At 70.8% G+C, this 23109-nt stretch carries 20 protein-coding genes and 1 pseudogene; 6 read left to right on the top strand and 15 right to left on the bottom strand.

Going from position 1 to position 23109, the window contains the following annotated elements; all coding sequences use genetic code 11:
* Positions 1 to 9: 9 nt before the first annotated feature.
* The 4 genes from ACTWQI_RS04675 to ACTWQI_RS04690 all read right to left on the bottom strand — a co-directional run bounded on the left by ACTWQI_RS04675 (position 10) and on the right by ACTWQI_RS04690 (position 4814).
* Positions 10 to 1032 carry a DUF2510 domain-containing protein gene (locus ACTWQI_RS04675; protein ID WP_443267923.1) on the bottom strand — a complete coding sequence of 341 codons (1023 nt, stop codon included), beginning with the start codon at positions 1030 to 1032 and terminating at the stop codon, positions 10 to 12.
* Between the two features lie 138 nt (positions 1033 to 1170).
* Positions 1171 to 1959, bottom strand: coding sequence for a 3-oxoacyl-ACP reductase (locus ACTWQI_RS04680; protein ID WP_443267687.1), 789 nt, complete (start codon positions 1957 to 1959; stop codon positions 1171 to 1173).
* Positions 1956 to 3326, bottom strand: coding sequence for an aldehyde dehydrogenase family protein (locus tag ACTWQI_RS04685; protein WP_443267689.1), 1371 nt, complete (start codon positions 3324 to 3326; stop codon positions 1956 to 1958). The genes ACTWQI_RS04680 and ACTWQI_RS04685 overlap by 4 nt, the downstream gene beginning before the upstream one ends.
* Before the next feature lie 120 nt (positions 3327 to 3446).
* Positions 3447 to 4814 carry a glutamine synthetase family protein gene (locus ACTWQI_RS04690; RefSeq protein ID WP_443267691.1) on the bottom strand — a complete coding sequence of 456 codons (1368 nt, stop codon included), beginning with the start codon at positions 4812 to 4814 and terminating at the stop codon, positions 3447 to 3449.
* Positions 4815 to 4886: 72 nt separating this feature from the next.
* On the opposite strand from ACTWQI_RS04690, the gene ACTWQI_RS04695 reads away from it, so the two are divergent.
* The 4 genes from ACTWQI_RS04695 (at position 4887) to ACTWQI_RS04710 (ending at position 10127) form a co-directional block, all read left to right on the top strand.
* The gene (locus ACTWQI_RS04695; protein ID WP_443267692.1) at positions 4887 to 5651 is read left to right on the top strand and encodes a FadR/GntR family transcriptional regulator; all 765 of its coding nucleotides are present in this window, start codon (positions 4887 to 4889) and stop codon (positions 5649 to 5651) included.
* Positions 5652 to 5789: 138 nt separating this feature from the next.
* A complete protein-coding gene (gene eat / locus ACTWQI_RS04700) occupies positions 5790 to 7265 on the top strand; it encodes an ethanolamine permease (RefSeq protein WP_443267694.1) in 1476 nt (491 codons plus the stop codon).
* A 28-nt stretch (positions 7266 to 7293) separates the two neighbouring features.
* On the top strand, positions 7294 to 8001 hold the full coding sequence (locus ACTWQI_RS04705) for a gamma-glutamyl-gamma-aminobutyrate hydrolase family protein (protein WP_443267695.1): 708 nt from the start codon (positions 7294 to 7296) through the stop codon (positions 7999 to 8001).
* A gap of 188 nt (positions 8002 to 8189) precedes the next feature.
* Positions 8190 to 10127, top strand: coding sequence for a glycoside hydrolase family 5 protein (locus tag ACTWQI_RS04710; RefSeq protein ID WP_443267697.1), 1938 nt, complete (start codon positions 8190 to 8192; stop codon positions 10125 to 10127).
* 65 nt (positions 10128 to 10192) lie between these two features.
* Here ACTWQI_RS04710 and ACTWQI_RS04715 read toward each other — a convergent pair.
* A pseudogene (locus ACTWQI_RS04715) lies at positions 10193 to 10903 on the bottom strand (helical backbone metal receptor); the annotation flags it as partial.
* 105 nt (positions 10904 to 11008) lie between these two features.
* Here ACTWQI_RS04715 and ACTWQI_RS04720 point away from each other — a divergent pair.
* Positions 11009 to 11914 (top strand): 5'-3' exonuclease, encoded by a 906-nt coding sequence (locus ACTWQI_RS04720; protein WP_443267924.1) that lies wholly within the window; start codon positions 11009 to 11011, stop codon positions 11912 to 11914.
* Between the two features lie 70 nt (positions 11915 to 11984).
* A complete protein-coding gene (locus ACTWQI_RS04725; protein WP_443267700.1) occupies positions 11985 to 12851 on the top strand; it encodes a siderophore-interacting protein in 867 nt (288 codons plus the stop codon).
* 124 nt (positions 12852 to 12975) lie between these two features.
* Here the strand turns inward: ACTWQI_RS04725 and ACTWQI_RS04730 are convergent, their stop codons facing one another.
* The 10 genes from ACTWQI_RS04730 to pafA form a co-directional block, all read right to left on the bottom strand.
* Complete coding sequence (locus ACTWQI_RS04730; RefSeq protein ID WP_443267701.1) at positions 12976 to 15801, bottom strand: DEAD/DEAH box helicase; 2826 nt, start codon at positions 15799 to 15801, stop codon at positions 12976 to 12978.
* A 230-nt stretch (positions 15802 to 16031) separates the two neighbouring features.
* The gene (gene tatC, locus ACTWQI_RS04735) at positions 16032 to 16988 is read right to left on the bottom strand and encodes a twin-arginine translocase subunit TatC (protein ID WP_443267703.1); all 957 of its coding nucleotides are present in this window, start codon (positions 16986 to 16988) and stop codon (positions 16032 to 16034) included.
* Positions 16989 to 17029: 41 nt separating this feature from the next.
* Positions 17030 to 17320, bottom strand: coding sequence for a Sec-independent protein translocase subunit TatA (gene tatA, locus ACTWQI_RS04740; protein ID WP_443267704.1), 291 nt, complete (start codon positions 17318 to 17320; stop codon positions 17030 to 17032).
* 243 nt (positions 17321 to 17563) lie between these two features.
* Positions 17564 to 17767, bottom strand: coding sequence for a hypothetical protein (locus ACTWQI_RS04745; protein ID WP_443267706.1), 204 nt, complete (start codon positions 17765 to 17767; stop codon positions 17564 to 17566).
* A gap of 43 nt (positions 17768 to 17810) precedes the next feature.
* The gene (locus ACTWQI_RS04750) at positions 17811 to 18047 is read right to left on the bottom strand and encodes a hypothetical protein (protein WP_443267707.1); all 237 of its coding nucleotides are present in this window, start codon (positions 18045 to 18047) and stop codon (positions 17811 to 17813) included.
* Positions 18048 to 18061: 14 nt separating this feature from the next.
* Complete coding sequence (locus ACTWQI_RS04755) at positions 18062 to 19024, bottom strand: helix-turn-helix transcriptional regulator (protein WP_443267709.1); 963 nt, start codon at positions 19022 to 19024, stop codon at positions 18062 to 18064.
* Between the two features lie 16 nt (positions 19025 to 19040).
* Positions 19041 to 20021 (bottom strand): helix-turn-helix transcriptional regulator, encoded by a 981-nt coding sequence (locus ACTWQI_RS04760; protein WP_443267711.1) that lies wholly within the window; start codon positions 20019 to 20021, stop codon positions 19041 to 19043.
* A 120-nt stretch (positions 20022 to 20141) separates the two neighbouring features.
* Complete coding sequence (locus ACTWQI_RS04765; protein WP_443267713.1) at positions 20142 to 20513, bottom strand: FKBP-type peptidyl-prolyl cis-trans isomerase; 372 nt, start codon at positions 20511 to 20513, stop codon at positions 20142 to 20144.
* Positions 20514 to 20579: 66 nt separating this feature from the next.
* On the bottom strand, positions 20580 to 21596 hold the full coding sequence (locus tag ACTWQI_RS04770; protein ID WP_443267714.1) for an FKBP-type peptidyl-prolyl cis-trans isomerase: 1017 nt from the start codon (positions 21594 to 21596) through the stop codon (positions 20580 to 20582).
* A 151-nt stretch (positions 21597 to 21747) separates the two neighbouring features.
* Positions 21748 to 23109 carry a Pup--protein ligase gene (pafA, locus tag ACTWQI_RS04775; RefSeq protein WP_443267715.1) on the bottom strand — a complete coding sequence of 454 codons (1362 nt, stop codon included), beginning with the start codon at positions 23107 to 23109 and terminating at the stop codon, positions 21748 to 21750.

A 23109-nucleotide genomic window follows, 5' to 3' on the forward strand; every position in this document is an offset into this window, starting at 1 on the left:
GTCGGCAGCTCAGGCAGCGCCTCCCGTGCCGCCCCCGCCCTCGAGAGGCGCGATCCCCCGGGTGATCTTGTCCATGTCGGTGAGCGGTGGGGCCTTGTCGCTCACGTCGAAGCCGAAGCGGACGAGTACGAGCGACCGGGGGTCGTCCGGCGCCGGGAAGACGAGGGACTGCACGTACCCGTCATCGCCCTTCCTCGTGGCCACCTTCCAGCGCACCAGGTAGCCCTTCTGCCCGGCCACGGTGACGGCCGCGGACTTGAGCTGCCGGTGCGAGGTGATGCCGCCGTACATCTGCTTGCCGCTCTGCGGGTCCCTGCCGTAGGAGTCCTCGGCGTTCTTGGCGATGTCCTCCTTGGCGACGCCCTCGGCCGTCTTGGCGTCGTAGCCGACGGCGGTGCGGGAGAAGACGCCGCCGCGCACGCAGTTCGTCGCCTTGTCGCCGGGGCACGGGTACGGGCCTATGGTGACGGCCGCGCCGCCGGAACCGCTCCGGCCGGCCCGCCAGCCGTCGAGCACCGGCACGGTGATGCCGTTGACCACGTCGGGCGCACTGTCCGTCGCACCGCTCGGTCCCGGGTCCGGGGTGGCGTCCCCGCCGCCTCGTCCCCCTGCGCTGCCGCCGTCGGGGGGCGACTGCTGCTGCGAGCTCGTGCTCGGGTTCGGCCCGGCCTGGTCGGAGCCGTCGTCATCGCCGCCGCCCAGCAGCATGACGCCTCCGACGATGGCGGCGACCAGTACCGTGGCACCCCCGGCGATCGCGATCGTCCGACCGCGCGAGCGGCCTCCGGTCGGCGGCGACCCGAATCCGGAGAGCGGCGGGCCGGACGGCTCCATGAGCCCGAAATCGGGCAGCGGCGGGCTGGGCGGCTGATAGCTGCCGAGCCCGGGCTGCCCCGGCGGGGCGTCGGAGAGGGCCAGAGCCTGCGCCTCACGGGTGTAATCGGTCCACGTGGACCCGTCCCACCAGCGCTCGAGCGCGGGGCCGGGTCCTGTGTGCCCGGGATCTGGGTACCAGCCGGGCGGGGTCGTCATGCTCACGCGGTCACCTTAAAGGGAGCCTCGTACTCCGTGCACCGGGTTCCGCAGGTCGGGCGGCCAGGGCTTCCTGGGTGGGACGTGGCCGCCCGCGCGACGGTTCCGATGCTCCTGGAGGCGGTCCTGACGGCGGTCCTAGAGGGGGGTGACGTACGCGCCCGCGATACCGCCGTCGACCAGGAATTCGGCGGCGTTGACGAACGATGCGTCATCGCTGGCGAGGAACGCCACGGCGGCGGCGATCTCCTCGGCCTCGGCGAACCGGCCGACGGGCACGTGCACCAGACGGCGCGCGGCCCGCTCCGGGTCCTTGGCGAACAGCTCCTTGAGAAGGGGGGTGTTGACCGGCCCCGGGCACAGCGCGTTGACCCGGATGCCCTCCCGCGCGAACTGCACGCCCAGCTCACGGGACATGGCGAGCACCCCGCCCTTGGAGGCCGTGTAGCTGATCTGCGAGGTGGCGGCGCCCATCTTCGCGACGAAGGACGCGGTGTTGATGATCGAGCCCTTGCCCTGCCGCTGCATATAGGGGATGACGTGCTTGCAGCAGAGGTAGACGGAGGTGAGGTTGACCTCCTGGACGCGCTTCCAGGCGTCCAACCCAGTGGTGAGGATGGAGTCGTCGTCGGGCGGCGAGATGCCCGCGTTGTTGAAGGCGATGTCGACCGAGCCGTACGTGTCGTAGGCGGTCTTGAAGAGCGCCTCGACCTGGTCGGAATCGGTGACGTCGACCTGGACGAAGAGCCCGCCGACCTCGGCGGCCGCCGCCTTCCCCGCGGTCTCGTCCACGTCGGCGCAGACGACGTTCGCGCCCTCGGAGGCGAGGCGGCGGGCGCTGGCGAGTCCGATGCCGCTGCCCGCTCCGGTGATGACGGCGGTACGGCCGACCAGGCGGCGGCACACTGGGGTCGTCTGCTCGGTCACTTGCTCTCCTCGGTGCTGATGAACACGTTCTTGGTCTCGGTGAAGGCGGTGAGCGCGCCGGGGCCGAGTTCCCGGCCGAGTCCGGACTCGCCGAAGCCCCCGAAGGGGGCCCAGTAGCGCACGCTGCTATGGGAGTTGACGGAGAGGTTCCCGGCGGCCACGGCGCGGGAGACACGGATCGCGCGGCCCACGTCGCGGGTCCAGAGCGAGCCGGAGAGGCCGTACCGAGTGGCGCCCGCGAGACGTACGGCGTCGGCCTCGTCGTCGAAGGGAAGGACGACCGCGACCGGGCCGAAGATCTCGTCCACGGCCGTGGGGTCGTCGGGCGAGGACGGGGTGAGGACGGTCGCGGGGTACCAGAAACCCTTGCCCGCCGGGGCCGCACCGCGGATCGCGGCCGGGGCGTCCTCGGGGACGTAGGACCGCACCCGCTCACGCTGGGCCGCCGAGATCAGCGGGCCCATCTGGGTGGCGGGGTCGGCGGGGTCACCCACCCGATAGGCGTGGACGGCCGGTTCCAGGAGTTCCATGAAACGGTCGTACACGCTGCGCTGGACGAGGATGCGGGTGCGGGCGCAGCAGTCCTGGCCGGTGTTGTCGAGGAAGGAGCCGGGGGCGGCAGCGGCCGCGTGCTCGATGTCGGCGTCGGCGAAGACGATGTTGGGGCTCTTGCCGCCCAGTTCGAGCGTCACGCGTTTCACGCTGGCCGCGCAGCTGGCCATGATCTGCTTGCCGACGGCGGTGGAGCCGGTGAAGACGACCTTGGCGACGTCCGGGTGCTCCACGAGGGCGTTGCCCGCGACCGGCCCCTCGCCGGGCAGCACCTGGAACAGGCCCTCCGGGAGCCCTGCCTCGAGGCCGAGTTCGGCCAGCCGCAGGGCGGTGAGGGGCGTCGTCTCGGCAGGCTTCAGGACGACGGCGTTGCCCGCCGCGAGGGCCGGCGCCATGCCCCAGGCGGCGATCGGCATCGGGAAGTTCCAGGGCGCGATGACGGCGACGACGCCGAGTGGCTCGTGGAAGGTGACGTTCAAGCCGCCGGCGACCGGGATCTGACTGCCATTCAGCCGCTCCACTCCCCCGGCGGCGTAGTCGAGGAGATCGCGGACGTTGCCGGCCTCCCAGCGGGCGTTGCCGATCGGGTGGCCCGCCTCGCGCACCTCCAGCCGGGCGAGCTCTTCGAGGTGGTCGTCCACGGTGGCGGCGAACCGGCGCAGTTGCCGGGCCCGGTCGCCGGGGGCCAGCTCGGCCCAGCTCCGCTGGGCCTTGGTGGCGCGCGCCACGGCGGCGTCGACGTCCCCAGGGGTCGCGGCCGGGATCGTGGCGACGAGTTCCTCAGTCGCCGGGTTGAGTACGTGAAGCTCGTGCAAGGTTTCTCCTGTGGTCGCTACGCCGCCCGCCGCCCAGGGTTGCGGTCTCGAACGCGGCTGCACGCCGGTGGTCCCGTGTGCCCACCCGTTCCGCCCCGCGGAACGAATGCCCACAACGGGTTACATCCGCTCGAAGGAGCGGAACCGCTCCCAGTCCGTGACGGCGGTGTCGTAGGCCTCCTGCTCGATGCGGGCCATGTTCAGGTAGTGCTCGACCACCTCTTCACCGAAGGCGGCCCGGGCGATCGGGCTGGCGGCCCACAGCTCCGCGGCCTCGCGCAGCGTGGCCGGGACGTGCGCGGCGTCGCCGTTGTAGGCGTTGCCCGTACAGGCCTCGGGCAGCTCGAGTTCCTGCTCCAGGCCGTGGAGACCGGCCGCGACCATGGCGGCCACCGCGAGATACGGGTTGACGTCGCCGCCCGGAAGGCGGTTCTCCAGGCGGTGGGAGCGGCCGTGGCCGATGACGCGCAGGGCGCAGGTGCGGTTGTCGGGCCCCCAGGCGACGGCCGTCGGCGCGAAGGAGCCGGGCCGGAACCGCTTGTACGAGTTGATGTTCGGCGCGTAGAAGAGGGTGAGGTCGCGCATGGCGGCGAGCTGTCCGGCGAGGAAGTGCCGCATGGTCTTCGACATGCCGTACGGGCCCTCGTCGTCGGCGAGTACGGGCTCGCCGAACTCGTCGCGCAGCGAGAGATGGACGTGGCAGGAGTTGCCCTCACGCTCGTCGTACTTCGCCATGAAGGTGAGCGCCATGCCCTCCTGGGCGGCGATCTCCTTGGCCCCCGTCTTGTAGACGGAGTGCTGGTCGCAGGTGGTGAGGGCGTCGGCGTAGCGGAACGCGATCTCGTGCTGACCGAGGTTGCACTCCCCCTTCGCCGACTCCACCACCATCCCCGCCGTGCCCATCTCGTTGCGGATCCGCCGCAGCAGGGGCTCCACGCGGCCGGTGCCGAGAACGGAGTAGTCGACGTTGTAGAGGTTGGCGGGATGCAGGTCGCGGTAACCGCGGCCCCAGGCGTCCTCGTAGGTGTCCTTGAAGACCATGAACTCCAGTTCCGTGCCCGCGTACGCGGTCCAGCCGTGCTCGGCCAGCCGGTCGAGCTGGCGGCGCAGCACCTGGCGGGGCGAGGCAGCGACCGGTGACCCGTCGTGCCAGGCCAGATCGGCGGTGATCAGGGCAGTGCCGGGATTCCACGGGGTGCGGCGCAGGGTGGCGGTGTCGCCGTGCATGGCGAAGTCGCCGTATCCGCGCTCCCAGGACGACATGGCGTAGCCGTCGACAGTGTTCATGTCGGCGTCCACGGCGAGGAGGTAGTTGCAGCCCTCCGTGCCGTGGTCCAGGACCTCGTCGAGGAAGAAACGCGCGGCGAACCGCTTGCCCTGGAGCCTGCCTTGCATATCGGTGAAGGCCAGGACGACAGTGTCGATCTCCCCGGCGTCGACCAGCCTTCTCAGCTCGTCCACGGAGAGCGGGGGTGTGCGGTCTGCCACGGGAAGGCCTCCTGTCGGTGCACCGGGACGCTTTAAGGTAGTCATGCAGACCATTGATTGGGAAGGGGTCCGATGGGCGACATCCGTGGAGCCGAGGCCGGGGCCGGGGCCGCGGACCGGCTGGCGCCTGTGCTGCGACCGGTCCGCGCGGGCAACGGCTTCGAGGAGGCACTGCAGCAGATACTCCAGGTGCTGCGCCTCGGACTTGTGCCGTACGGTGAGCGGCTTCCCGCGGAGCGCGAACTGGCCGAACGACTCGGGGTCAGCCGGGTGACGCTGCGCGAGGTGCTGAAGGTGCTCCAGGACCAGGGCCTGGTGGAGAGCCGGCGTGGGCGGTACGGCGGGACGTTCGTCCTGCGGCCCGCCGAGGCACCGGGCGGCGGCACGGGCGACGCCGGGGACGAACTGCGACGGCGAATCGCGGCGGTCGACGTCGAGGACACGCTGCGCTTCCGTGAGGTCCTCGAGGTGGGTGCCGCCGGCCTCTGCGCGGGGCACGGCCTGTCGGAGGAGGAGGCGAACCGGCTGCGCGCGGCTCTGGCGGCGACGCACGACGCTCCCCTGGCCGACTACCGGCGGCGGGACACTCTGCTGCACCTGACCATCGCCGAGCTGTCGGGCTCCCCCACCCTCGCCGCCCAGTACGCGGCCGTCCGGGCGACCGTGAACGACCTGCTGGACTGCATTCCGCTGCTGGTCCGCAATCTCGAGCACTCGCAACAGCAGCACACCGCGCTGGTGGAGGCGGTGCTGAAGGCGGACGCGGACGCTGCGCGCGAGGCGATGCGCGAGCACTGCGCAGGCACGGCGGCGCTGCTGCGCGGCTTCCTGGCCTGAGCCGGTGCGTGGCCTCTTGTTCACCGCCGTTTAACGCACGGGTCTTGCGCTCCACCGCCCCGCACCGCAATGGTATGGCGCCAGCCCATTGGGGTGCGCACCGCGCGGCCCCTCCGGCACTCCAGGCAGGAGCTACCCATGGCCGATGGAACCGATTCCACCACCGCAGCGCCCCAGTCACCTCCCGGCGCCGCGGTCGCCGCACCCGAGGACGCCTACCTCGAACGCCGTGAGCTGCGCCGCGGCAGCGCCGGCTGGCTGCTGCTGACCGGGCTCGGCGTGGCGTATGTCGTCTCCGGCGACTTCTCCGGCTGGAACGTCGGCCTGGCGAAGGGCGGATTCGGCGGACTCGCCCTCGCGGCCGTCCTCATGGGCCTGATGTACACCTGCCTGGTCTTCGCTCTGGCGGAGTTGGCCGCGATCCTGCCGACGGCGGGCGGCGGCTACGGCTTCGCGCGGCGCGCACTCGGCACCTGGGGCGGCTTCCTCACCGGCACTGCGATCCTGATCGAGTACGTCCTCGCACCGGCCGCGATTGTGATCTTCATCGGTGACTACGTCGAGTCATTGCGGCTCTTCGGCCTGGAATCCGGCTGGCCGGTCTACCTCGCCTGCTTCGCGATCTTCGTCGGCATCCATCTGTGGGGCGTGGGCGAGGCGCTGCGCTTCAGCTTCGTCGTCACCGGCGTCGCGGTCGCCGCGCTGCTGATCTTCGCCGTCGGAGCCATCACTGAGTTCGACGCGAGCGGGCTTGACGACATCCCGGTCGACAAGGACGCCTTCGGCGCCGGCTCCTGGCTGCCGTTCGGCGTGCTCGGCATCTGGGCGGCGTTCCCCTTCGGCATGTGGTTCTTCCTGGGCGTGGAGGGCGTGCCCCTGGCGGCAGAGGAGACCAAGGACCCGGCGCGCTCACTGCCCAAGGCGATGGCGGTCTCCATGGGCATCCTGCTGCTGCTCGCACTGATCACCTTCCTCGCCGCGACCGGAGTCCGCGGCTCGGCAGCAGTGCAGTCGGCGGGCAATCCCCTGGTCGTGGCACTCGAGGGCGGCGGGAAACCGACCGCGCTCAGCCGCTTCGTCAACTACGCCGGTCTGGCAGGGCTGGTCGCCTCCTTCTTCTCCCTCATCTACGCCGGCTCGCGTCAGCTGTTCGCGCTGTCCCGGGCCGGCTATCTCCCCCGCTTCCTCTCCCTCACCAGTCGCCGGAAGGCCCCCTACCTGGGGCTGCTGGTTCCCGGAGCCATCGGCTTCTCGTTGGCCGCCGCGACCGGCGACGGCGCCCGGATGCTGAACGTCGCCGTCTTCGGCGCCACCATCTCGTACGCCCTGATGTCCCTGTCCCACATCGTGCTGCGGCGCCGCGAGCCCGAGTTGGCGCGCCCCTACCGCACCCCTGGCGGAATCCTCACCTCCGCCGTGGCGTTCGTGCTGTCGTGTTCGGCGCTGGTGGCCACCTTCCTGGTGGACAAGGACGCGGCGTTCATTGCGCTCGGGGTCTACGTTGTCGCCCTGGCCTACTTCGCCCTCTACTCTCGGCACCGCCTGGTCGCCGCCGCCCCCGAGGAGGAGTTCGCGGCACTGGCCGCGGCCGAGGCCGAACTGACACGGAACTGAGCCGAGACGCAACCGACCGGAGGAGCCCGTGCCCAAGCCGCTCATCGGCATCAGCACCTACCTGGAGTCATCGGTGCGCTGGGGGGTATGGCACCAGCCCGCGGCCCTGCTGCCCGCCGGGTACCACCGGCTGGTGCAGCGCGCCGGCGGGCTGGCGGCCATGCTTCCGCCGGACGACCCGGCGGCGGCCGGGACGGCAGTGGCCCGGCTCGACGGGATGGTCATCGCGGGCGGCCCCGATGTGGAGCCGGTACGGTACGGTGCCGCGCCGCACCCGGAGACGGGGCCGCCCGCCCGGGAGCGCGACGCCTGGGAACTGGCCCTGATCGAGGCGGCGCTGGCGGCGGGCAAGCCGCTGCTGGGCATCTGTCGGGGCATGCAGCTGCTCAACGTCGCCCTGGGCGGCACTCTCGTGCAGCATCTGCCGGAGGCCATCGGCAACGACGATCACTGTGGCGCGCCGGGGGTGTTCGCGCGGCACGGGGTGAAGCCGGTGCCGGGGACCCGGCTGGGCGAGGTGCTGCCGGAGACGGTGTCCGTGCCGACCTACCACCACCAGGCGGTGGACCGCCTCGGTCGCGGGCTGCTGGCGTGCGCGTACGCGGAGGACGGCACGCTGGAGGCGGTGGAACTGACGGACGGCGACGGCTTCGTCCTGGCAGTCCAGTGGCACCCGGAGGCGGGTGAGGACCTGCGGGTCATGGAGGCGCTGGTGGCGGCCGCCCGGTCGTTGTGACCGCCCGAGCCACCTCCTGAGCACACCTCGCGCCACTGCCAGACCGCCCCGCGACGACGGCGTGCCTGACCCTTCTGTTCAATCTTCTTCTGTTCATCCTCGGCCGAACCCGGCATCATGGCGCATGCATGTCAACTTTGTCGGGGTGGGGCGAACAGCAGAAACAGGGTGCCGTGAACAGATCCCTCATGAGGTCAGCGTTGGCTGCAGCGGTTCTGGGCGTACTGGCGGGTGCCTCGGCGACGCCCCATGCGGTGGCCGGGCCGTCCGCGGCCCCCCAGCCACGCACCGCCCGGGAAGCAGCCGTCGAACTCCCCGCCGTCCCGACCGCGCAGGCCTGGAAACCGCCCCTGAGCACCCGGGGACGCTACATCGTCGACGCCGACGGCAACCGGTTCAAGCTGAAGTCGGGTAACTGGCACGGCGCGAGCGGCACCTGGACCGGCTCGGGCGACCCGGACGACCCGGCCAACAACCACGCGGGCGAGAAGTCCGACCGTATCCCGCTGGGCCTGGACCGGGCCCCGGTCTCCGAGATCCTCGACGGATTCCGCGAGCTCGGCCTGAACAGCATCCGGCTCCCCTTCTCCAACGAGATGGTGCACGACCAGCGCCCGGTCGCCGACGCCTCGGTCGCGGCCAATCCGGCGCTGCGCGGCAAGACCCCGCTCCAGGTTTACGACGTAGCGGTCAAGGCGCTCACCGACGCCGGATTCGCGGTGATCCTCAACAACCACACCAACACCTCGCGCTGGTGCTGCGGTGTGGACGGCAACGAGCGCTGGAACTCGAGCCAGAGTACGCAGACCTGGGAGAGCGACTGGCTCTTCATGGTGCGCCGGTACAAGGACAACCCGCGCGTGGTCGGTGCCGACCTCTACAACGAAGTGCGCCGCTCCGTCTGGGACGACCCGAACTGGGGTCTCGGCGACAATCACGACTGGTTCGCCGCTTCCCAACGGTTGGGCGACCGCATCCTGCAGGAGGCGAATCCGGACCTGCTGATCATCGTCGAAGGGATCAACTGGACGGGCATTCCCGTGGACGGTTTCGCCCACGAACGGCCCATCCTGGAGCCGGTCCAGCGGCTCTCGCACACCTTGGTGAGATCCGGCAAGCTCGTGTACGCGGCCCACTTCTATGACTACACGGGCCCCAACCACAGCGGTGCCACCGGCACGGGCGAGACCTCCGACCCCCGCTACCGCGACTTCAGCCGCGCCGAGCTGTACGACGTGCTGCGCCGGCAGGCCTTCTACGTGTCATCCGAGAAGGACAAGCACTTCACCGCCCCGGTGTGGATCGGCGAGTTCGGGATCGGCGGACGCAACGAGACGGGAGTCAAGCAGCGAGCGTGGTTCCACAACTTCGTCGACTATCTCATCGACACCGACGCCGACTTCGCGTACTGGCCGCTCGTCGGCTGGCACGAGAACGGGAAGGGCAACGGATGGGCCCTGTTGCACTGGGACTCGGCGGGCCGCCGGGTGGGGCTGTTCGACGGTGACGACTGGCGTGCCGACGCCTGGACCAGGCTGATCAAGGCGGACGGCAGGACCGGCGAGGTCACCCCGGCCGACCGGTGGTCGATGCTGAGCCCGGACCACGGGGACTTCGTCCAGTCCCTGCGCATGCGCGCCCTGCCCGACTGGGACTCCGGTGCCCGTAAAGCGGCGTGCCCCGATGGACAGCGGCTCGTGGGGCTGAGCCACACCGGAAACCGGGGACTGTGCACCGACGCCGGCGCCCGCGGCCTGTGGGATTCGAGCGGGAAGCATGAGGTGGTCCGCGACGAGCGTCACGTCGAACCGGGCGGCGACTGGGCGTCGGGATACACCAAGCTCCAGTGCCCGGCCGGCCACTTCCTGATCGGCTACAGCGTGCGCGGGTCCGCGGTCTCCGCCGCCCTGTGCGCCGCGGCCGGCCAGGCTCTGGGGACGAGCGGGGGCACGGTGTGGTTCGACCGGGGCGACAACCGTCCGCCGGACGCCAAGGGCGGCGACTTCGCCCAAGGCCACTACAAGGGCCAGTGCGGAGACGACGAGTACGCCGCCGGCATCGCCTACACGGGCCGGGTGGGATCGTCGAAGTCCCCCGACGCCCTGCTGTGCCGGAAGCTGCGCTGAGCCGACTGGTCCGCTAGATCGCCTTCGCTCACCCCATCGCACGCCGCGCGGGCTGTTCCGCCGCGAGCTGCTCGCAGCGCCGCGCCGAGCACCGCGGGCGCCGTCGCCAACGACGGCCCGTACCAGGTGAGATGCCGGCCACTGACGAGCGCGGACGACAACTCCGGGAACGCTTCGGGGCCGTCGTCCGCGGTGAAGGCGTACGGCTCGTCGGGCAGCACGGCGAGATCCGCGCCTGCCGTGTTGAGCTCGTCGAGCGGAATCCTCGGGTAGCGGTCGACGTGGCCCGCGTAGACGTTGTCGATGCCGAGCCGCACCAGCAGATCGCCGGCGAAGGTGTCCCTGCCGAGCACCCGCCACGGCCGACGCCAGATGGGCACGATCGCCGGCCGCCGCTCCGCGGGCGTCCGCAGCTCCCGCCAGACCGCCTCGGCCTCGTCGAGCCAGCCCGGCCGGTCCAGCCCGCAGCCCCGCACCAGGACCCGGTCCAGCTCGGCGAACGCCTGCTCCAGCGACCGGACTTCGGTCACCAGGACGGTCAGCCCGGCAGCCGAGAGAGCGGCCAGATCGGGCTCGCGATTCTCCTCCTCGTTCGCGATCACGAGATCGGGGCGGAGCGCTACGATCGCGGGCACGTCCGGGTTCTTGGTGCCCTTGACCCGTACGACGTCGAGGTCCGGCGGATGGCTGCACCAGTCCGTCGCGCCGACGAGCAGCCCCGGCGCGGTGACGGCCACGGCCTCAGTGAGCGAGGGCACGAGCGATACGACGCGCATGGGGCCACCCTACGCACCGGCCCCCCGACTGCCGTGCGCGGCCGCGGCCCGCAGGCCACGGCTGTCGGTCCGGTGCGGCATCATCGGGGTGTGACCCGACGCCTGATGCTCCTCGACACCGCCTCCCTCTACTTCCGCGCCTACTTCGGCGTGCCGGACTCGGTCAGAGCCCCGGACGGCACGCCGGTGAACGCGGTGCGCGGACTGCTGGACTTCATCGCCCGGCTCGTCCAGGACCATCGACCCGACGACCTCGTCGCCTGCATGGACGCCGACTGGCGCCCCCACTGGCGGGTCGATCTGATCCCCACCTACAAGGCGCACCGGGTCGCGGAAGTGGTTCCGGAAGGCTCGGATGTCGAGGAGGTGCCCGACACGCTGTCCCCGCAGGTACCGGTGATCGAGGCGGTGCTGGACGCAGTCGGCATCGCCCGCGTGGGCGTGTCCGCGTACGAGGCGGACGACGTGATCGGCACGCTGACGGGGCGAGCCACGGGGCCGGTGGACATCGTCACCGGCGACCGCGATCTCTTCCAGCTGGTCGACGACGCGCGCGGGGTGCGGGTGCTGTACCCGGTCAAGGGCGTCGGCACGCTCCAGCCCGTCGAGGAGGCCTGGCTGCGGGAGAAGTACGGCGTGGACGGGCCTGGTTACGCGGAGCTGGCGCTGCTGCGGGGCGATCCGAGCGACGGCCTGCCCGGCGTCCCGGGTATCGGCGAGAAGACCGCCGCCAAGCTCCTCGCGGAGTTCGGCGACCTGGCCGGGATCATGGCTGCCCTGGACGACCCGAGGGCCAGGCTGACCCCCGCGCTGCGCAAGCGGCTCGACGAGGCGCGGGCCTACATCGCGCTCGCACCGAAGGTCGTACGGGTCGCCGCGGACGTGCCGCTGCCGGACTTCGATCCGGCGCTGCCACGCACCCCGCGGGATCCCGAAGGCCTGCTGGCGCTCGCCGAGCGGTGGGGACTGGGCGGTTCGCTCCAGCGGCTGCTGACCACCCTGCAGGGATGAGCCTGTTAGGTTAGGTATACCTCAGTCGATGGAACCGGTCTCATCGGCGCAGGCTCACGGGGAGGCGTCCATGGCAGACCGTCCGGCTCGCAGGAAACCGCAGCTCAACCGGGCGACGGTGGTACGGACGGGGCGGCTGACGCCGCACATGGTGCGTGTGGTGCTGGGCGGCGAGAGCCTCGCCGGCCTGGCCGTCGGCGAGTACACCGACCACTACATCAAGCTGCTGTTCCCGGTCGAGGGAGTGGCCTATCCCGAGCCGTTCGACCTCGAGGTGATCCGCCGCGACCTGCCGCGGGAGCAGTGGCCCAGGACGCGTACCTACACCGTGCGCCGCTGGGACCCCGAGGCGCGCGAGCTGACCGTGGACTTCGTGATCCACGGGGACGAGGGCCTCGCCGGACCCTGGGCCGCGCGCGTACAGCCCGGCGAGCAGGTTCTCTTCTCGGGCCCGGGCGGTGCGTATGCCCCCGACCCGGCCGCGGACTGGCACCTCCTCGCGGGGGACGAGAGCGCCCTGCCGGCGATCGCCGCGTCGTTGGAGCGCATCCCGGACGGAGTTCCGGTGCACGCCTTCGTGGAGGTTGCTGGACCGGAGGAGCAGCAGGAGCTCGCGGCCCCGCCCGGTGCCAAAGTGGTCTGGCTGCACCGGGGCGCTGCCCGGGTCGGCGACGCGCTCGTGGCCGCTGTCCGCGAGCTGGACTTCCCGAAGGGCGAGGTCCATGCGTTCGTGCACGGCGAGGCGGGCTTCGTGAAGGAGCTGCGCCGCCATCTGCGCATCGAGCGGGAGGTGCCCCGCGAGCGGCTGTCGATCTCCGGCTACTGGCGGCGCGGCCATGACGAGGACGGCTGGCAGGCCTCCAAGCGCGAGTGGAACCAGCAGGTGGAAGCGGAACAAGAAGCCCCGGCAGCCACCTCCGCCCTCGGCCTGCGATGACCTCCTGAACCGATCGCCGTCCTGAACCGACCGCCGCGCTGCTCGGAGCGCGAGCCGGACGGTCTGCCGCCGCACGACCCGCAGCGCCCGGCGCGCCTGCCCGGCGAAGGGGGCCGGAAGTGGCTCAGCCCACCGAGGAGTAGGCGACCACGCCGCGCAGCATTCCGTCCACCGCGCGCCGGGCGTTCCTGCGTACCGGGCTTCCGTCCGGCGCGGCCTCCGCGATCTGGCCGAGCACGTCGATGACTTGCTTGCACCAGCGCACGAAGTCGCCCGCGGGCATGTCCGACTCGGTCAGCACCGCGTCCAGGCCGTGCCCGGACGCCCAGCGGTACGCCGCCCAGGCGAACCCCAGATCCGGCTCGCGCTGGCCGACGCCCTCCGTCTGGTTGATCCGGTGCTCCTCCTCCTTGGCGTCCAACCGCCCCCAGATGTGCACCATGTCGCCGAGTGCCTGCTTCGCGCTGCCGCCCGGCAGCTTGGGCGGCAACGCGTCGTCGGCGGTCCTGGCCTCGTACACCAGCGCCGATGCGCAGGCCGCCAACTCGGCCGGCTTCAGGCCGTCCCAGACGCCCTCGCGCAGGCACTCGGAGGCCAGCAGGTCCAGCTCGCCGTAGAGCCTCGCCAGCCGCCGTCCGTCCTCCGTGACCTCGTCGCCGCGCAGATAGCCGAGGTCGGACAGCAGGGCGTACACCCGGTCGAAGGTGCGGGCGATGGTGTTGGTCCGGCCCTCGATGCGCCGCTCGAGCTGCTTGGTGTCACGCCGCAGCCGCTGGTAGCGCTCGGCCCAGCGGGCGTGGTCCTCGCGTTCGTCGCAGCCATGGCAGGGGTGCGCCCGTATCTCGGCGCGCAGCCGGGCGATCTCGTGGTCGTCGGCCGCCGCGGAGCGCTCCCTGCGGTGCCGCTCAGGCGCGATGTGCCCGGCCTTGGTCCGCAGCGCGGAGGCGAGATCGCGACGGGACTGCGGGCTGCGTGGATTGAAGGACTTGGGGATGCGCATCCGCTCCAGCGCCTCGACCGGCACCGGGAAGTCGACCGTGGCGAGCCGCTTGACCTGGCGCTCGGCGGTGAGGACCAGTGGCCGCGGCCCGTCGTGGTGCTCGAAGCCGCGGTGGACGTTGGCGCGTCCGGCGGGCAGACCTGGGTCCAGGACCAGCGCCAGACCGGCGTACTTGCCCGTCGGAACGTGGATGATGTCCCCGGGCTTGAGCTTCTCGAGCGCGACAGCGGCGGCCGCCCGGCGCTGTGCGGCCCCCTGCTTGGCCAGCTCGGTCTCGCGGTCCTTCAGCGACCGACGCAGCGCCGCGTACTCCTCGAAGTCGCCCAAGTGGCAGCTCATCGCGGCGCGGTAGCCCTCGAGCCCCTCCTCGTTCTTCTGCACCTGACGCGAGATGCCGACCACCGAACGGTCGGCCTGGAACTGCGCGAACGACGTCTCCAGCAGCTCGCGGGAGCGGTGCCGCCCGAACTGCGAGACCAGGTTGACCGCCATGTTGTACGACGGCTTGAAGGAGGAGCGCAGCGGGTACGTGCGCGTGCCGGCGAGTCCGGCCAGCGCGGTCGGGTCCATGGCACGCTGCCACAGCACCACCGCGTGGCCCTCGACGTCGATGCCGCGCCGCCCGGCCCGGCCCGTGAGCTGGGTGTACTCGCCGGGCGTGATGTCCGCGTGCTGCTCGCCGTTCCACTTGACCAGCTTCTCCAACACCACTGACCGCGCAGGCATGTTGATGCCCAGCGCAAGGGTCTCGGTGGCGAACACCGCCTTGACCAGACCGCGGACGAACAGCTCCTCGACGATCTCCTTGAACGTCGGCAGCATGCCGGCGTGATGCGCGGCGACGCCCCGCTCCAGGCCCTCGAGCCACTCGAAGTAGCCCAGCACATGAAGGTCTTCGTCGGGGATCGCGGCGGTGCGCTCCTCGACCAGGGTCCGCACCTTCCGGCGCGCCCCGTCGTCGTTCAGCCGCAGCCCCGCGGCCAGGCACTGCTCCACGGCGGCCTCGCAGCCCGCCCGGCTGAAGATGAAGGTGATGGCAGGCAGCAGGCCCTCGGCGTCGAGCCGGTCGATGACTTCGACCCGGCTGGGCGTCCAGATCCTGCTGCGCTGCCGGCGCTCGCGCTCCCGGTCCGCCTCCCGCCCGTTCTTCCGGCGGCGGTCCCGGCCGTTGAACGTCCGGGTGTTCTCCATCCGCGCCAGCCGTACGAGGTCGGGGTTCACCTCGCGTCTGCCGCCGCCGGGCCGGCCGTCCCTGGCGTCCTTCTCCTCGAAGAGGTCGTACATCCGCCGGCCGGCGAGGACGTGCTGCCAGAGCGGGACGGGCCGGTGCTCGGCGACGATCACCTCGGTGTCGCCCCGCACGGTGTCGAGCCAGTCGCCGAACTCCTCGGCGTTCGACACCGTCGCGGAGAGGGAGACCAGGGTCACCGACTCCGGGAGGTGGATGATGACCTCTTCCCAGACGGCGCCGCGGAAGCGGTCGGACAGGTAGTGCACCTCGTCCATGACCACATAGCCGAGGCCGGCCAGCGCCTGCGAGCCCGCGTAGAGCATGTTGCGCAGCACCTCGGTGGTCATGACGATCACCGGGGCCTCGGAGTTGATGCTGTTGTCGCCGGTCAGCAGGCCGACCCGGCGGGGGCCGTAACGCTTGACGAGGTCGTTGTACTTCTGGTTCGACAGGGCCTTGATCGGCGTGGTGTAGAAGCACTTACGGTGCTGGGCGAGCGCCAGGTGGACGGCGAACTCGCCCACGATGGTCTTGCCGGAGCCGGTGGGCGCGGCGACGAGGACGCCCTTTCCGGCCTCCAGTGCCCGGCACGCCTCGATCTGGAAGGGGTCCAGCTCGAAGTCGTACATCTCGCGGAAGGGGGCGAGCGCGGTGGCCTCTTCGACCGCCCGGACGCGGGCGGCGGCGTAGCGCTCAGCAGGGGACATGGACTCGGTCATCGTGTCTACGAGCCTACCGGCCGTCTCTGACAGTGGTCGCGATCTTTACGGTGCCCGCCGACCGCCCTCCGGTGCGCCCTGCCTCGGGGCCGGGACCTGCACGGATGCGGGACCGAGCGCCACGGTGAGCGGGAGCGGGCCGAGCGGTTCGCCGTCGGCGCAACCGGTGATCCCGGCCGCCTCCGCAGTGCTCCGGGCGCCCGCGCAGCACGGATCACACCCCGCCGGCGTCAGGTCACGTCGTCGAAGCCGTCGCGGCGCCGCTCCGGTTCGGAGGGTTCCTCGGGCAGCATCCGCGATGCGGCGACCGGATCGATGGCACCCACCGCCTCCGGAGTGTGGTCGAGAACGGACGCCTCGTCGTCGTCGAGCTCCGCGTCGGGGTCCTTACGCCTGCGGCGGCGGTCGTTGGCGAGTGCGATGCCGACGGCGGCGTAGTAGAGCAGCACGATCGGTGCGGCGAGCGCCAGCATCGTCATCGGGTCGCCCGTCGGGGTGGCCACCGCCGAGAAGATCGTGATGCACATGATCATCCAACGCCACCAGCCGAGCATCCGGCGACCGGAGACGACCCCGCCGAAGTTCAGCAGGACGAGCAGCAGCGGCAGCTCGAAGGCCAAGCCGAAGACGATGACCAGGCGAGTGATGATGTCGAGATAGTCGTCGAGCCTGACCAGGTTGCTGATGCCCAGACCGTCCGGGGTCAGCCCGATGAGCGCCGCGGCGCTGGTCGGCAGGATCAGATAGGCGAAGTAGCCGCCGCCGAGGAAGAGCGGGATGCCGGCGCCGACGAAGCTGAGCGCGTACTTCTTCTCGTTCTTGTGCAGGCCGGGTGCGAGGAAGGCCCAGAGCTGGTACAGCCAGACCGGGCACGCGAGGACCACTCCGGTCATCAGCGCGACCTTGATCATGACGGTGAACGCGCCCAACAGCCCGTCGATGGTGAGCTGAGCGCAGTTGGCGCCCTTCTCGGCGATCTCCTGGAAGCTCGCGGTGCAACCGACCGAGTCCCGGATCGGAGCGGTGAGGAAGGCCGCGATCGGCTCGTAGAAGACCGCGGCGGCGATGGTGATGACGACGACCGCCACCACCGACTTCACCAGTCGATTGCGCAGCTCCCGCAGATGCTCGGCAAGCGGCATCCGCCCCTCTGGGTCCTTCTCCTGTTGGCGGGCAGACTTCAGCAACCCACGTCCTCGTCTCGTCTGGCAGCTTCGTCAGCCGGGAGTCAGCTCTGCGTAGTCCGGTTCGGCTCGGTCACCGGACGGGAGCTCGTCACATCGCCGGGCGCGGCCTGGATCGTCCGCTGGGCGGGCTGCTGCGGAGCGCTGGAATCGGCAGCGGAGGCACTGCCCGCCGCGGGCTCGTCGTCCTTCTTCATCGCCTTCGCCTCGCTCTTGAGGATGCGAGCGGACTTGCCGAGCGAACGGGCCATGTCGGGAAGCTTCTTGGCACCGAACAGCAGCAGGATGACAGCGACGATCAGGACGATCTCAAGGGGCCTAAGATTGCCGATCATGTGTGACTACCTTCTCACCGAGGCGGCATGGGGTGGGGCTTGTCCGACTTGCCGGACATGTATCCGTTATCCGTCCGACTGTCGCGCTGGCAGCGATCGTAACCCGCAGGGGTAAACGCTGAGCAATCCCCCTACGTACTCCCGGTTGCGGCCCTCGCCTCGCTCTTCGGGCCACTGCTGCAGCGTACCGTCCAGGCGTACGGAACTGGGGCCCGGATCTGGTCTCGCCAGGCTTCGCCAGCTTCAGTCGCGGTCCAGCGTCCGGGCCTTGGCCGCGAGCGGCACCGCGGCTTGCTCGAGGTCCTGGGCGGCGCGGGTGATCCGCTCCGAGCTCTCCCCCACCTGCCGCGCCAACCGCCGTACTTCCAGGGCGACGCGGACCGCGAGAGGTGCGAGGACGGCGATTCCGCAGAAGCCGAGGGCGACGGCGAGCATGGGCCAGAACATGGGGGTGAGCCTAGTGGAGCGCCCGGTGTGCCGCGCGAGGGCCTCACGTCGTGTGCAGCCGCAGCGTCCGTACCCCGCCGCCGGTCAGCAGTTCCACGATGCGGTCCCCCGCCGGCTTGCGCACGGTCGCGCCGCAGTCCGGGCAGGTGAAGGAGTAGAAGGTGGTCTCCCGGCGCGCCCCGATAGCCAGCCGGATGGCCTCAGAGGACAGTTCGAACCGGCCCCGGCAGTCGGGGCAGGCGGCCTTGAACATCACCGTGCCGTGCACTGCGGGCGCCATGCGTGTCCGTCCCTTCACTCACCGTAGGCCGCGAGGGCTTCGCGGGCCGCCTGCCGTGCGCTGTCCGCGAGGTCCTGCGGAGAGACGATGCGACCGTCCTGGCCCAGCCGCAAGGCCAGGCGGCGCAGCGAGGACGGATCGGGGGTGCGAAGGGTGATCCGGAGTCCTCCGTCCGGCAGCTCCTCGGCGCGGTCGTGCGGGTAGTACTCGGCCACCCAGCGGCCGGCCGGCCCGACCTCGACGACGACTTCCGGATCCTCGGCCGCGGGATGGACCAGCCCCTCGGACAGATCGCGCAGCTCGACCGGCGGCGGATCGGCCGGCTCGTCGAGCAACTTGATCTCGGCGACCCGGTCGAGCCGGAAGGTGCGCCGGGCCTCGGACAGCCGGCACCAGGCCTCGACGTACGTATGGCCGACGGCGAAGAGACGGATCGGGTCGACCTCACGCTCGGTGAGCTCGTCCCGCGCCGGGGAGTAGTAACGCAGCCACAGCCGCCGCCGTTCCGAGATGGCGCGGTCGACGTCGGCGAAGACGCCGCCCTCGGACTCGAAGGTCACCGAGAGCCGCGAGCTCGCGCCCGCGGCCTCGCCCGCCGCCGCCTCGAGCTTGGCGGTGGCCCGCAGCAGCGCCTGACCGTCGCTCTCCCGCAGACCCGGGAGGGTGGCGACGGCACGGGCCGCCACCAGCAGGGCGGTGGACTCGTCAGCGGCCAGTCGCAGCGGCTCGCCCGTACTGCTGCCGACGGCGTCCGGGTTGTGCCACCAGATGCGGTCGCCGTCCGTGTCGATGTCGAGGAGGTCGCCGCCGCGGAAGCTGGTGCCGCACATCGGGAGCACTTCGAGATCGGCGATCAGCTCGTCCTCGCTGATGCCGAAGGCGCGGGCGACGTCCGCGACGCGGGCCCCGGGGCGCTCGCGAAGATAGGTGACCAGCGAGAGCATCCGGCGGGTCTGGTCGATCGCGTTGGAAGCCATGAGGTCGTTGGTCCTCTCAGCCCTTGGCCACGGCGCGCAGCCGGTCCAGGACGTCGGCCCGCAGCTCCGTCGGCTCCAGTACGACCACATCGGGGCCGAACTCCACCAGCCAGGCGTCGAGTCCGTGCCCGTACGGGATCTCCAGCTCGTCCCAGCCGGCCCCGGCCGCGCGGGTGCTCATCGCCCTGGCCCGCAGCGGGTAGCCGGCCCCGGCCCGCAGCCGGATACGGGCGGTCCCGGTCGCGGTCTCCCCCGCCCAGCTCTCGACGGTCTCCCGGACCGTGACGTGGTCGGGGACGGGGGCGGTGAAGGCGGTGGCCCGGGAACGCACCCGCCCGGTGATCCGGGAGAGCCGGAAGACCCGCTCGGCCTGCCGGTCGCGGTCCCATCCCGCGAGGTACCAGTGGCCGCGCCAGCACTCGAGCGTCCAGGGTTCGACATGGCGGGGCTCGGGGCGGGCGGCGCTGGCTTTGCGGTAGTCGAAGACGACGGGGCGCCGGTCGCGGCAGGCGAGCATCAACGGCTCGAAGGCGCTCTCGTGAACGGGGATCCGCGGCTCCAGGGCGCTGTGCCCCTCCTGGTACGGGTCGTCGGCGAGCGGCATGCCGGCGGCGCGCAGCTTCTGCAGGGCGCCGCTGGCGGCTCCGGCGAGCCGGGCCTGCTGCCAGACCTTGGCGGCGAGGCCGAGGGCGGCGGCCTCTTCGGCGTCGAGAGCCACGGGCGGGAGGCGGTTGCTGTCGCGGCGGGCGAGATAGCCGGTGTCGCCGTCCAGGTTCTCGACCGTCTCGATGACCAGGCCGAGTTCGCGGAGGTCGTCCTTGTCGCGCTCGAACATGCGGTTGAAGGCGTCGTCGTTCGCGGCCGCGGCGTTCCCCGGCCCGAAGGTCTCCACGTAGGCCTCGATGGAGGCGCGCAGTTCGCGCTTGCTGAGCGGTCGTCGGGTCCCGAGCAGGCACAGCGCCAGGTTCATCAGCCGCTCGGCCTTGGCAATGGCCATCGACGCCCTTTCTCGTTGTCCTTCCGCACCGACGACCGTACCGGTCCCGGGACCGGCGACCAAAGCGAAGCCGGAAGCCTCGGGCCGCCGATACCGGCATGCGTGTGGGCAGTCGGGGCGTCAGACCGAGACGAGGTCGCAGACGAAGATCAGCGTCTCGCCGGGCTTGATCCGGCCGCCGGCACCCTTGTCGCCGTAGGCGAGGTGCGGCGGGATGGTCAGCTGGCGGCGCCCGCCGACCTTCATGCCCTGCACACCCCGGTCCCATCCGGGGATGACCTGGCCGACGCCGAGCTGGAAGCGGAGCGGGGTGCCGCGGTTCCAGCTGGCGTCGAACTCCTCGCCGCTGCTGAAGGCCACGCCCACGTAGTGCACGGAGACCGTGTCGCCGGCCTTGGCGACCGGACCGTCACCCTCCCAGATGTCCTCGATCTCGAGATCGGCCGGGGGCTCGCCGCCCGGGAAGTCGATCTCGGGCTTCTCGATGCTCACTGCGGTGCTCCTAGAGACGGATCCAGTCGGAAACGGTGCCAGTCTTGCAGAAGACGATCACGAACCTCACACCGTGCCGAGGATGTCGACCGAGAAGACGAGGGTGTTCTTGCCGAGCTCGTGCTGCGGTGTGCCGCCGTAGCCCAGCGCCGGCGGGATGACCAGCAGCACGCGGTCGCCGATGTTCTTGCCGACGAGCGCCTGGTCCCAGCCCTTGACCACGGACCCGGTGCCGATTTGGAACGCGGTGGCGCCGCCGTGATCCCAGGAGGAGTCGAACTTCTTTCCGTCCTCCCACTTCACGCCCGTGTACTGGGCGATCAGGCCGTCACCGGCCTTCACCTTGGGTCCCTTGCCCTTGATCAGGACCTGCTGCTGGAGGTCCTTGGGGGCCTTCTCGCCCTTGGGGACGGTGATCACTGCGGCCTTCTGCGACTTGGCCTCGACCGTGGGCAGCCCGGCCTTCGTGGCGGCCTGTTCGCCCTTGGCCTCGGCCTTCTTGTCCACCGCCGCGGCCCCGGCGATGTCGATGACCCACACCAGGCCGTCGTCTGGCTTGACACCCGCCTGAGGGTTCAGCTGCTCACCGAGTACGGCCTTGGCGGTGCCCTCGACCTCGACGCGGCTGCCGACCTTCTGACCAACGAGGGAGTCGAGCACCTTGGCCGGCAGGGCCTGGTTCGGCTGCCCCAACTCATGGACCACCTGGGTCCGGGGCGCCTTCGGGTCGGTGCCGGGCCGCTTCTCCCAGGTGCTGCCGAGGTTCTGCCCGCCCTTCATGGTCTCCCCGGCGAAGTCGAAGCGCACCAGGTCGCCCTTCTTCACCTCGGCGCCCTTGCCCGCCGTGACCGTCTTCACCACGAGCTTGTCGGGCGCCTTGGCATCTTTCGGCACCGAGATCTCGGGCTTCGCGCCGGCCTTGCCCTCCACCGTGACGACCGCGGCATCCGACGAGCCACCGTCATCGGATCCACACGCGGCGGTGATCAGTAGAACGGGTACGGCCAGCGCCGCGGCGAGGCGGCGGGTGGTCTTGGTGTACGAACGGGGGTGTGGGGGGAGTCCCCCGAGGAAATTCAGCATCAGTCCAACTCGGGCTCGTGAGGTCTGTGGGCAGTCCCGCCACTCTACGACCTTGAGCCGCATGGGCCACGGTGCACGACACAGCCGGGTGACAGCGATGCGCGCCGGAGCCAGGGCTCCGGCGCGCATCGCTGTCTGCGCCACATCCCGGTCACATCCCGGCGATCAGCTTCTCCACGCGATCGTCGACCGACCGGAAGGGGTCTTTGCACAGCACGGTGCGCTGCGCCTGATCGTTGAGCTTGAGGTGCACCCAGTCGACGGTGAAGTCGCGGCGCTGTTCCTGCGCGCGGCGGATGAAGTCGCCGCGGAGCCGGGCCCGGGTGGTCTGCGGCGGCACCGACTTGCCCTCGAAGATCTTCAAGTCGTTGCAGACCCGGGCGGCTTGGCCGCGCTTCTCCAGCAGGTAGTAGAGCCCGCGCCGACGGTGGATGTCGTGGTACGCGAGGTCTATCTGGGCGACCCGCGGGTGCGACATGGTGATGTTGTTCTTGGCGCGGTACCGCTCGAGCAGCTTGTACTTCATCACCCAGTCGATCTCGGTGCCGATCCGGTCGAGCTCCTGGGTGCGGATGGCGTCGAGCGTGCGCCCCCAGAGCTCGAGCACCCGCTCGACGGTGCCCGTGACGATGCCGCGCCGCTCGCAGAAGTCCACGGCCTTCTCGTAGTACTCCTGCTGCACCTCGAGGGCCGAGGCCTCACGCCCGCTGGCGAGGCGCACCTTCCGCTGCCCGGTGATGTCATGGCTGACCTCGCGGATGGCCCGGATCGGGTTCTCCAGGGTGAGGTCGCGCATGACGGTGCCCGCCTCGATCATGCGCAGAACGAGGTCGGTGGCACCGACCTTGAGCAGCATGGTCGTCTCGGACATGTTGGAGTCGCCGACGATGACGTGCAGTCGGCGGTAGCGCTCGGCGTCGGCGTGCGGTTCGTCACGGGTGTTGATGATGGGCCGGGAACGGGTGGTCGCGGAGCTGACGCCCTCCCAGATGTGCTCGGCGCGCTGACTGACGCAGTAGACGGCGCCGCGCGGAGTCTGCAGCACCTTGCCCGCACCGCACAGCAGCTGCCGGGTGACCAGGAACGGGATGAGGATGTCCGCGAGCCGGGAGAACTCGCCGTGCCGCGCCACGAGGTAGTTCTCGTGGCAGCCGTACGAATTGCCCGCCGAGTCGGTGTTGTTCTTGAAGAGATAGACGTCGCCCGCGATTCCCTCCTCGTGCAGGCGGCGTTCGGCGTCGACGAGCAGGCCTTCGAGGATGCGCTCGCCCGCCTTGTCGTGGGTGACCAGCTCGATCACGTTGTCGCACTCGGGCGTTGCGTATTCCGGGTGTGAGCCCACGTCGAGATAGAGGCGGGCGCCGTTGCGCAGAAACACATTGCTGCTGCGGCCCCAGGAGACGACACGGCGGAAGAGGTACCGCGCCACTTCGTCAGGCGACAGCCGACGCTGTCCCCTGAACGTGCACGTGACGCCGTACTCGTTCTCCAACCCGAAGATGCGGCGGTCCAT

Origin of the sequence: Streptomyces sp. KR80 (genome assembly GCF_052245555.1) — a bacterium.
GTDB lineage: Bacteria > Actinomycetota > Actinomycetes > Streptomycetales > Streptomycetaceae > Streptomyces.

What these genes read in the sequence shown, in the direction of transcription:
- tatA (WP_443267704.1), bottom strand. Translation starts at nt 17,320, where the DNA reads ATGATCGGCAATCTTAGGCCCCTTGAGATCGTCCTGATCGTCGCTGTC.
- ACTWQI_RS04725 (WP_443267700.1), top strand. Translation starts at nt 11,985, where the DNA reads ATGGCAGACCGTCCGGCTCGCAGGAAACCGCAGCTCAACCGGGCGACG.
- ACTWQI_RS04730 (WP_443267701.1), bottom strand. Translation starts at nt 15,801, where the DNA reads ATGACCGAGTCCATGTCCCCTGCTGAGCGCTACGCCGCCGCCCGCGTC.
- ACTWQI_RS04675 (WP_443267923.1), bottom strand. Translation starts at nt 1,032, where the DNA reads ATGACGACCCCGCCCGGCTGGTACCCAGATCCCGGGCACACAGGACCC.
- ACTWQI_RS04770 (WP_443267714.1), bottom strand. Translation starts at nt 21,596, where the DNA reads ATGCTGAATTTCCTCGGGGGACTCCCCCCACACCCCCGTTCGTACACC.
- ACTWQI_RS04745 (WP_443267706.1), bottom strand. Translation starts at nt 17,767, where the DNA reads ATGTTCTGGCCCATGCTCGCCGTCGCCCTCGGCTTCTGCGGAATCGCC.
- ACTWQI_RS04710 (WP_443267697.1), top strand. Translation starts at nt 8,190, where the DNA reads ATGAGGTCAGCGTTGGCTGCAGCGGTTCTGGGCGTACTGGCGGGTGCC.
- ACTWQI_RS04695 (WP_443267692.1), top strand. Translation starts at nt 4,887, where the DNA reads ATGGGCGACATCCGTGGAGCCGAGGCCGGGGCCGGGGCCGCGGACCGG.
- ACTWQI_RS04755 (WP_443267709.1), bottom strand. Translation starts at nt 19,024, where the DNA reads ATGGCTTCCAACGCGATCGACCAGACCCGCCGGATGCTCTCGCTGGTC.
- pafA (WP_443267715.1), bottom strand. Translation starts at nt 23,109, where the DNA reads ATGGACCGCCGCATCTTCGGGTTGGAGAACGAGTACGGCGTCACGTGC.
- ACTWQI_RS04750 (WP_443267707.1), bottom strand. Translation starts at nt 18,047, where the DNA reads ATGGCGCCCGCAGTGCACGGCACGGTGATGTTCAAGGCCGCCTGCCCC.
- ACTWQI_RS04760 (WP_443267711.1), bottom strand. Translation starts at nt 20,021, where the DNA reads ATGGCCATTGCCAAGGCCGAGCGGCTGATGAACCTGGCGCTGTGCCTG.
- eat (WP_443267694.1), top strand. Translation starts at nt 5,790, where the DNA reads ATGGCCGATGGAACCGATTCCACCACCGCAGCGCCCCAGTCACCTCCC.
- ACTWQI_RS04720 (WP_443267924.1), top strand. Translation starts at nt 11,009, where the DNA reads ATGCTCCTCGACACCGCCTCCCTCTACTTCCGCGCCTACTTCGGCGTG.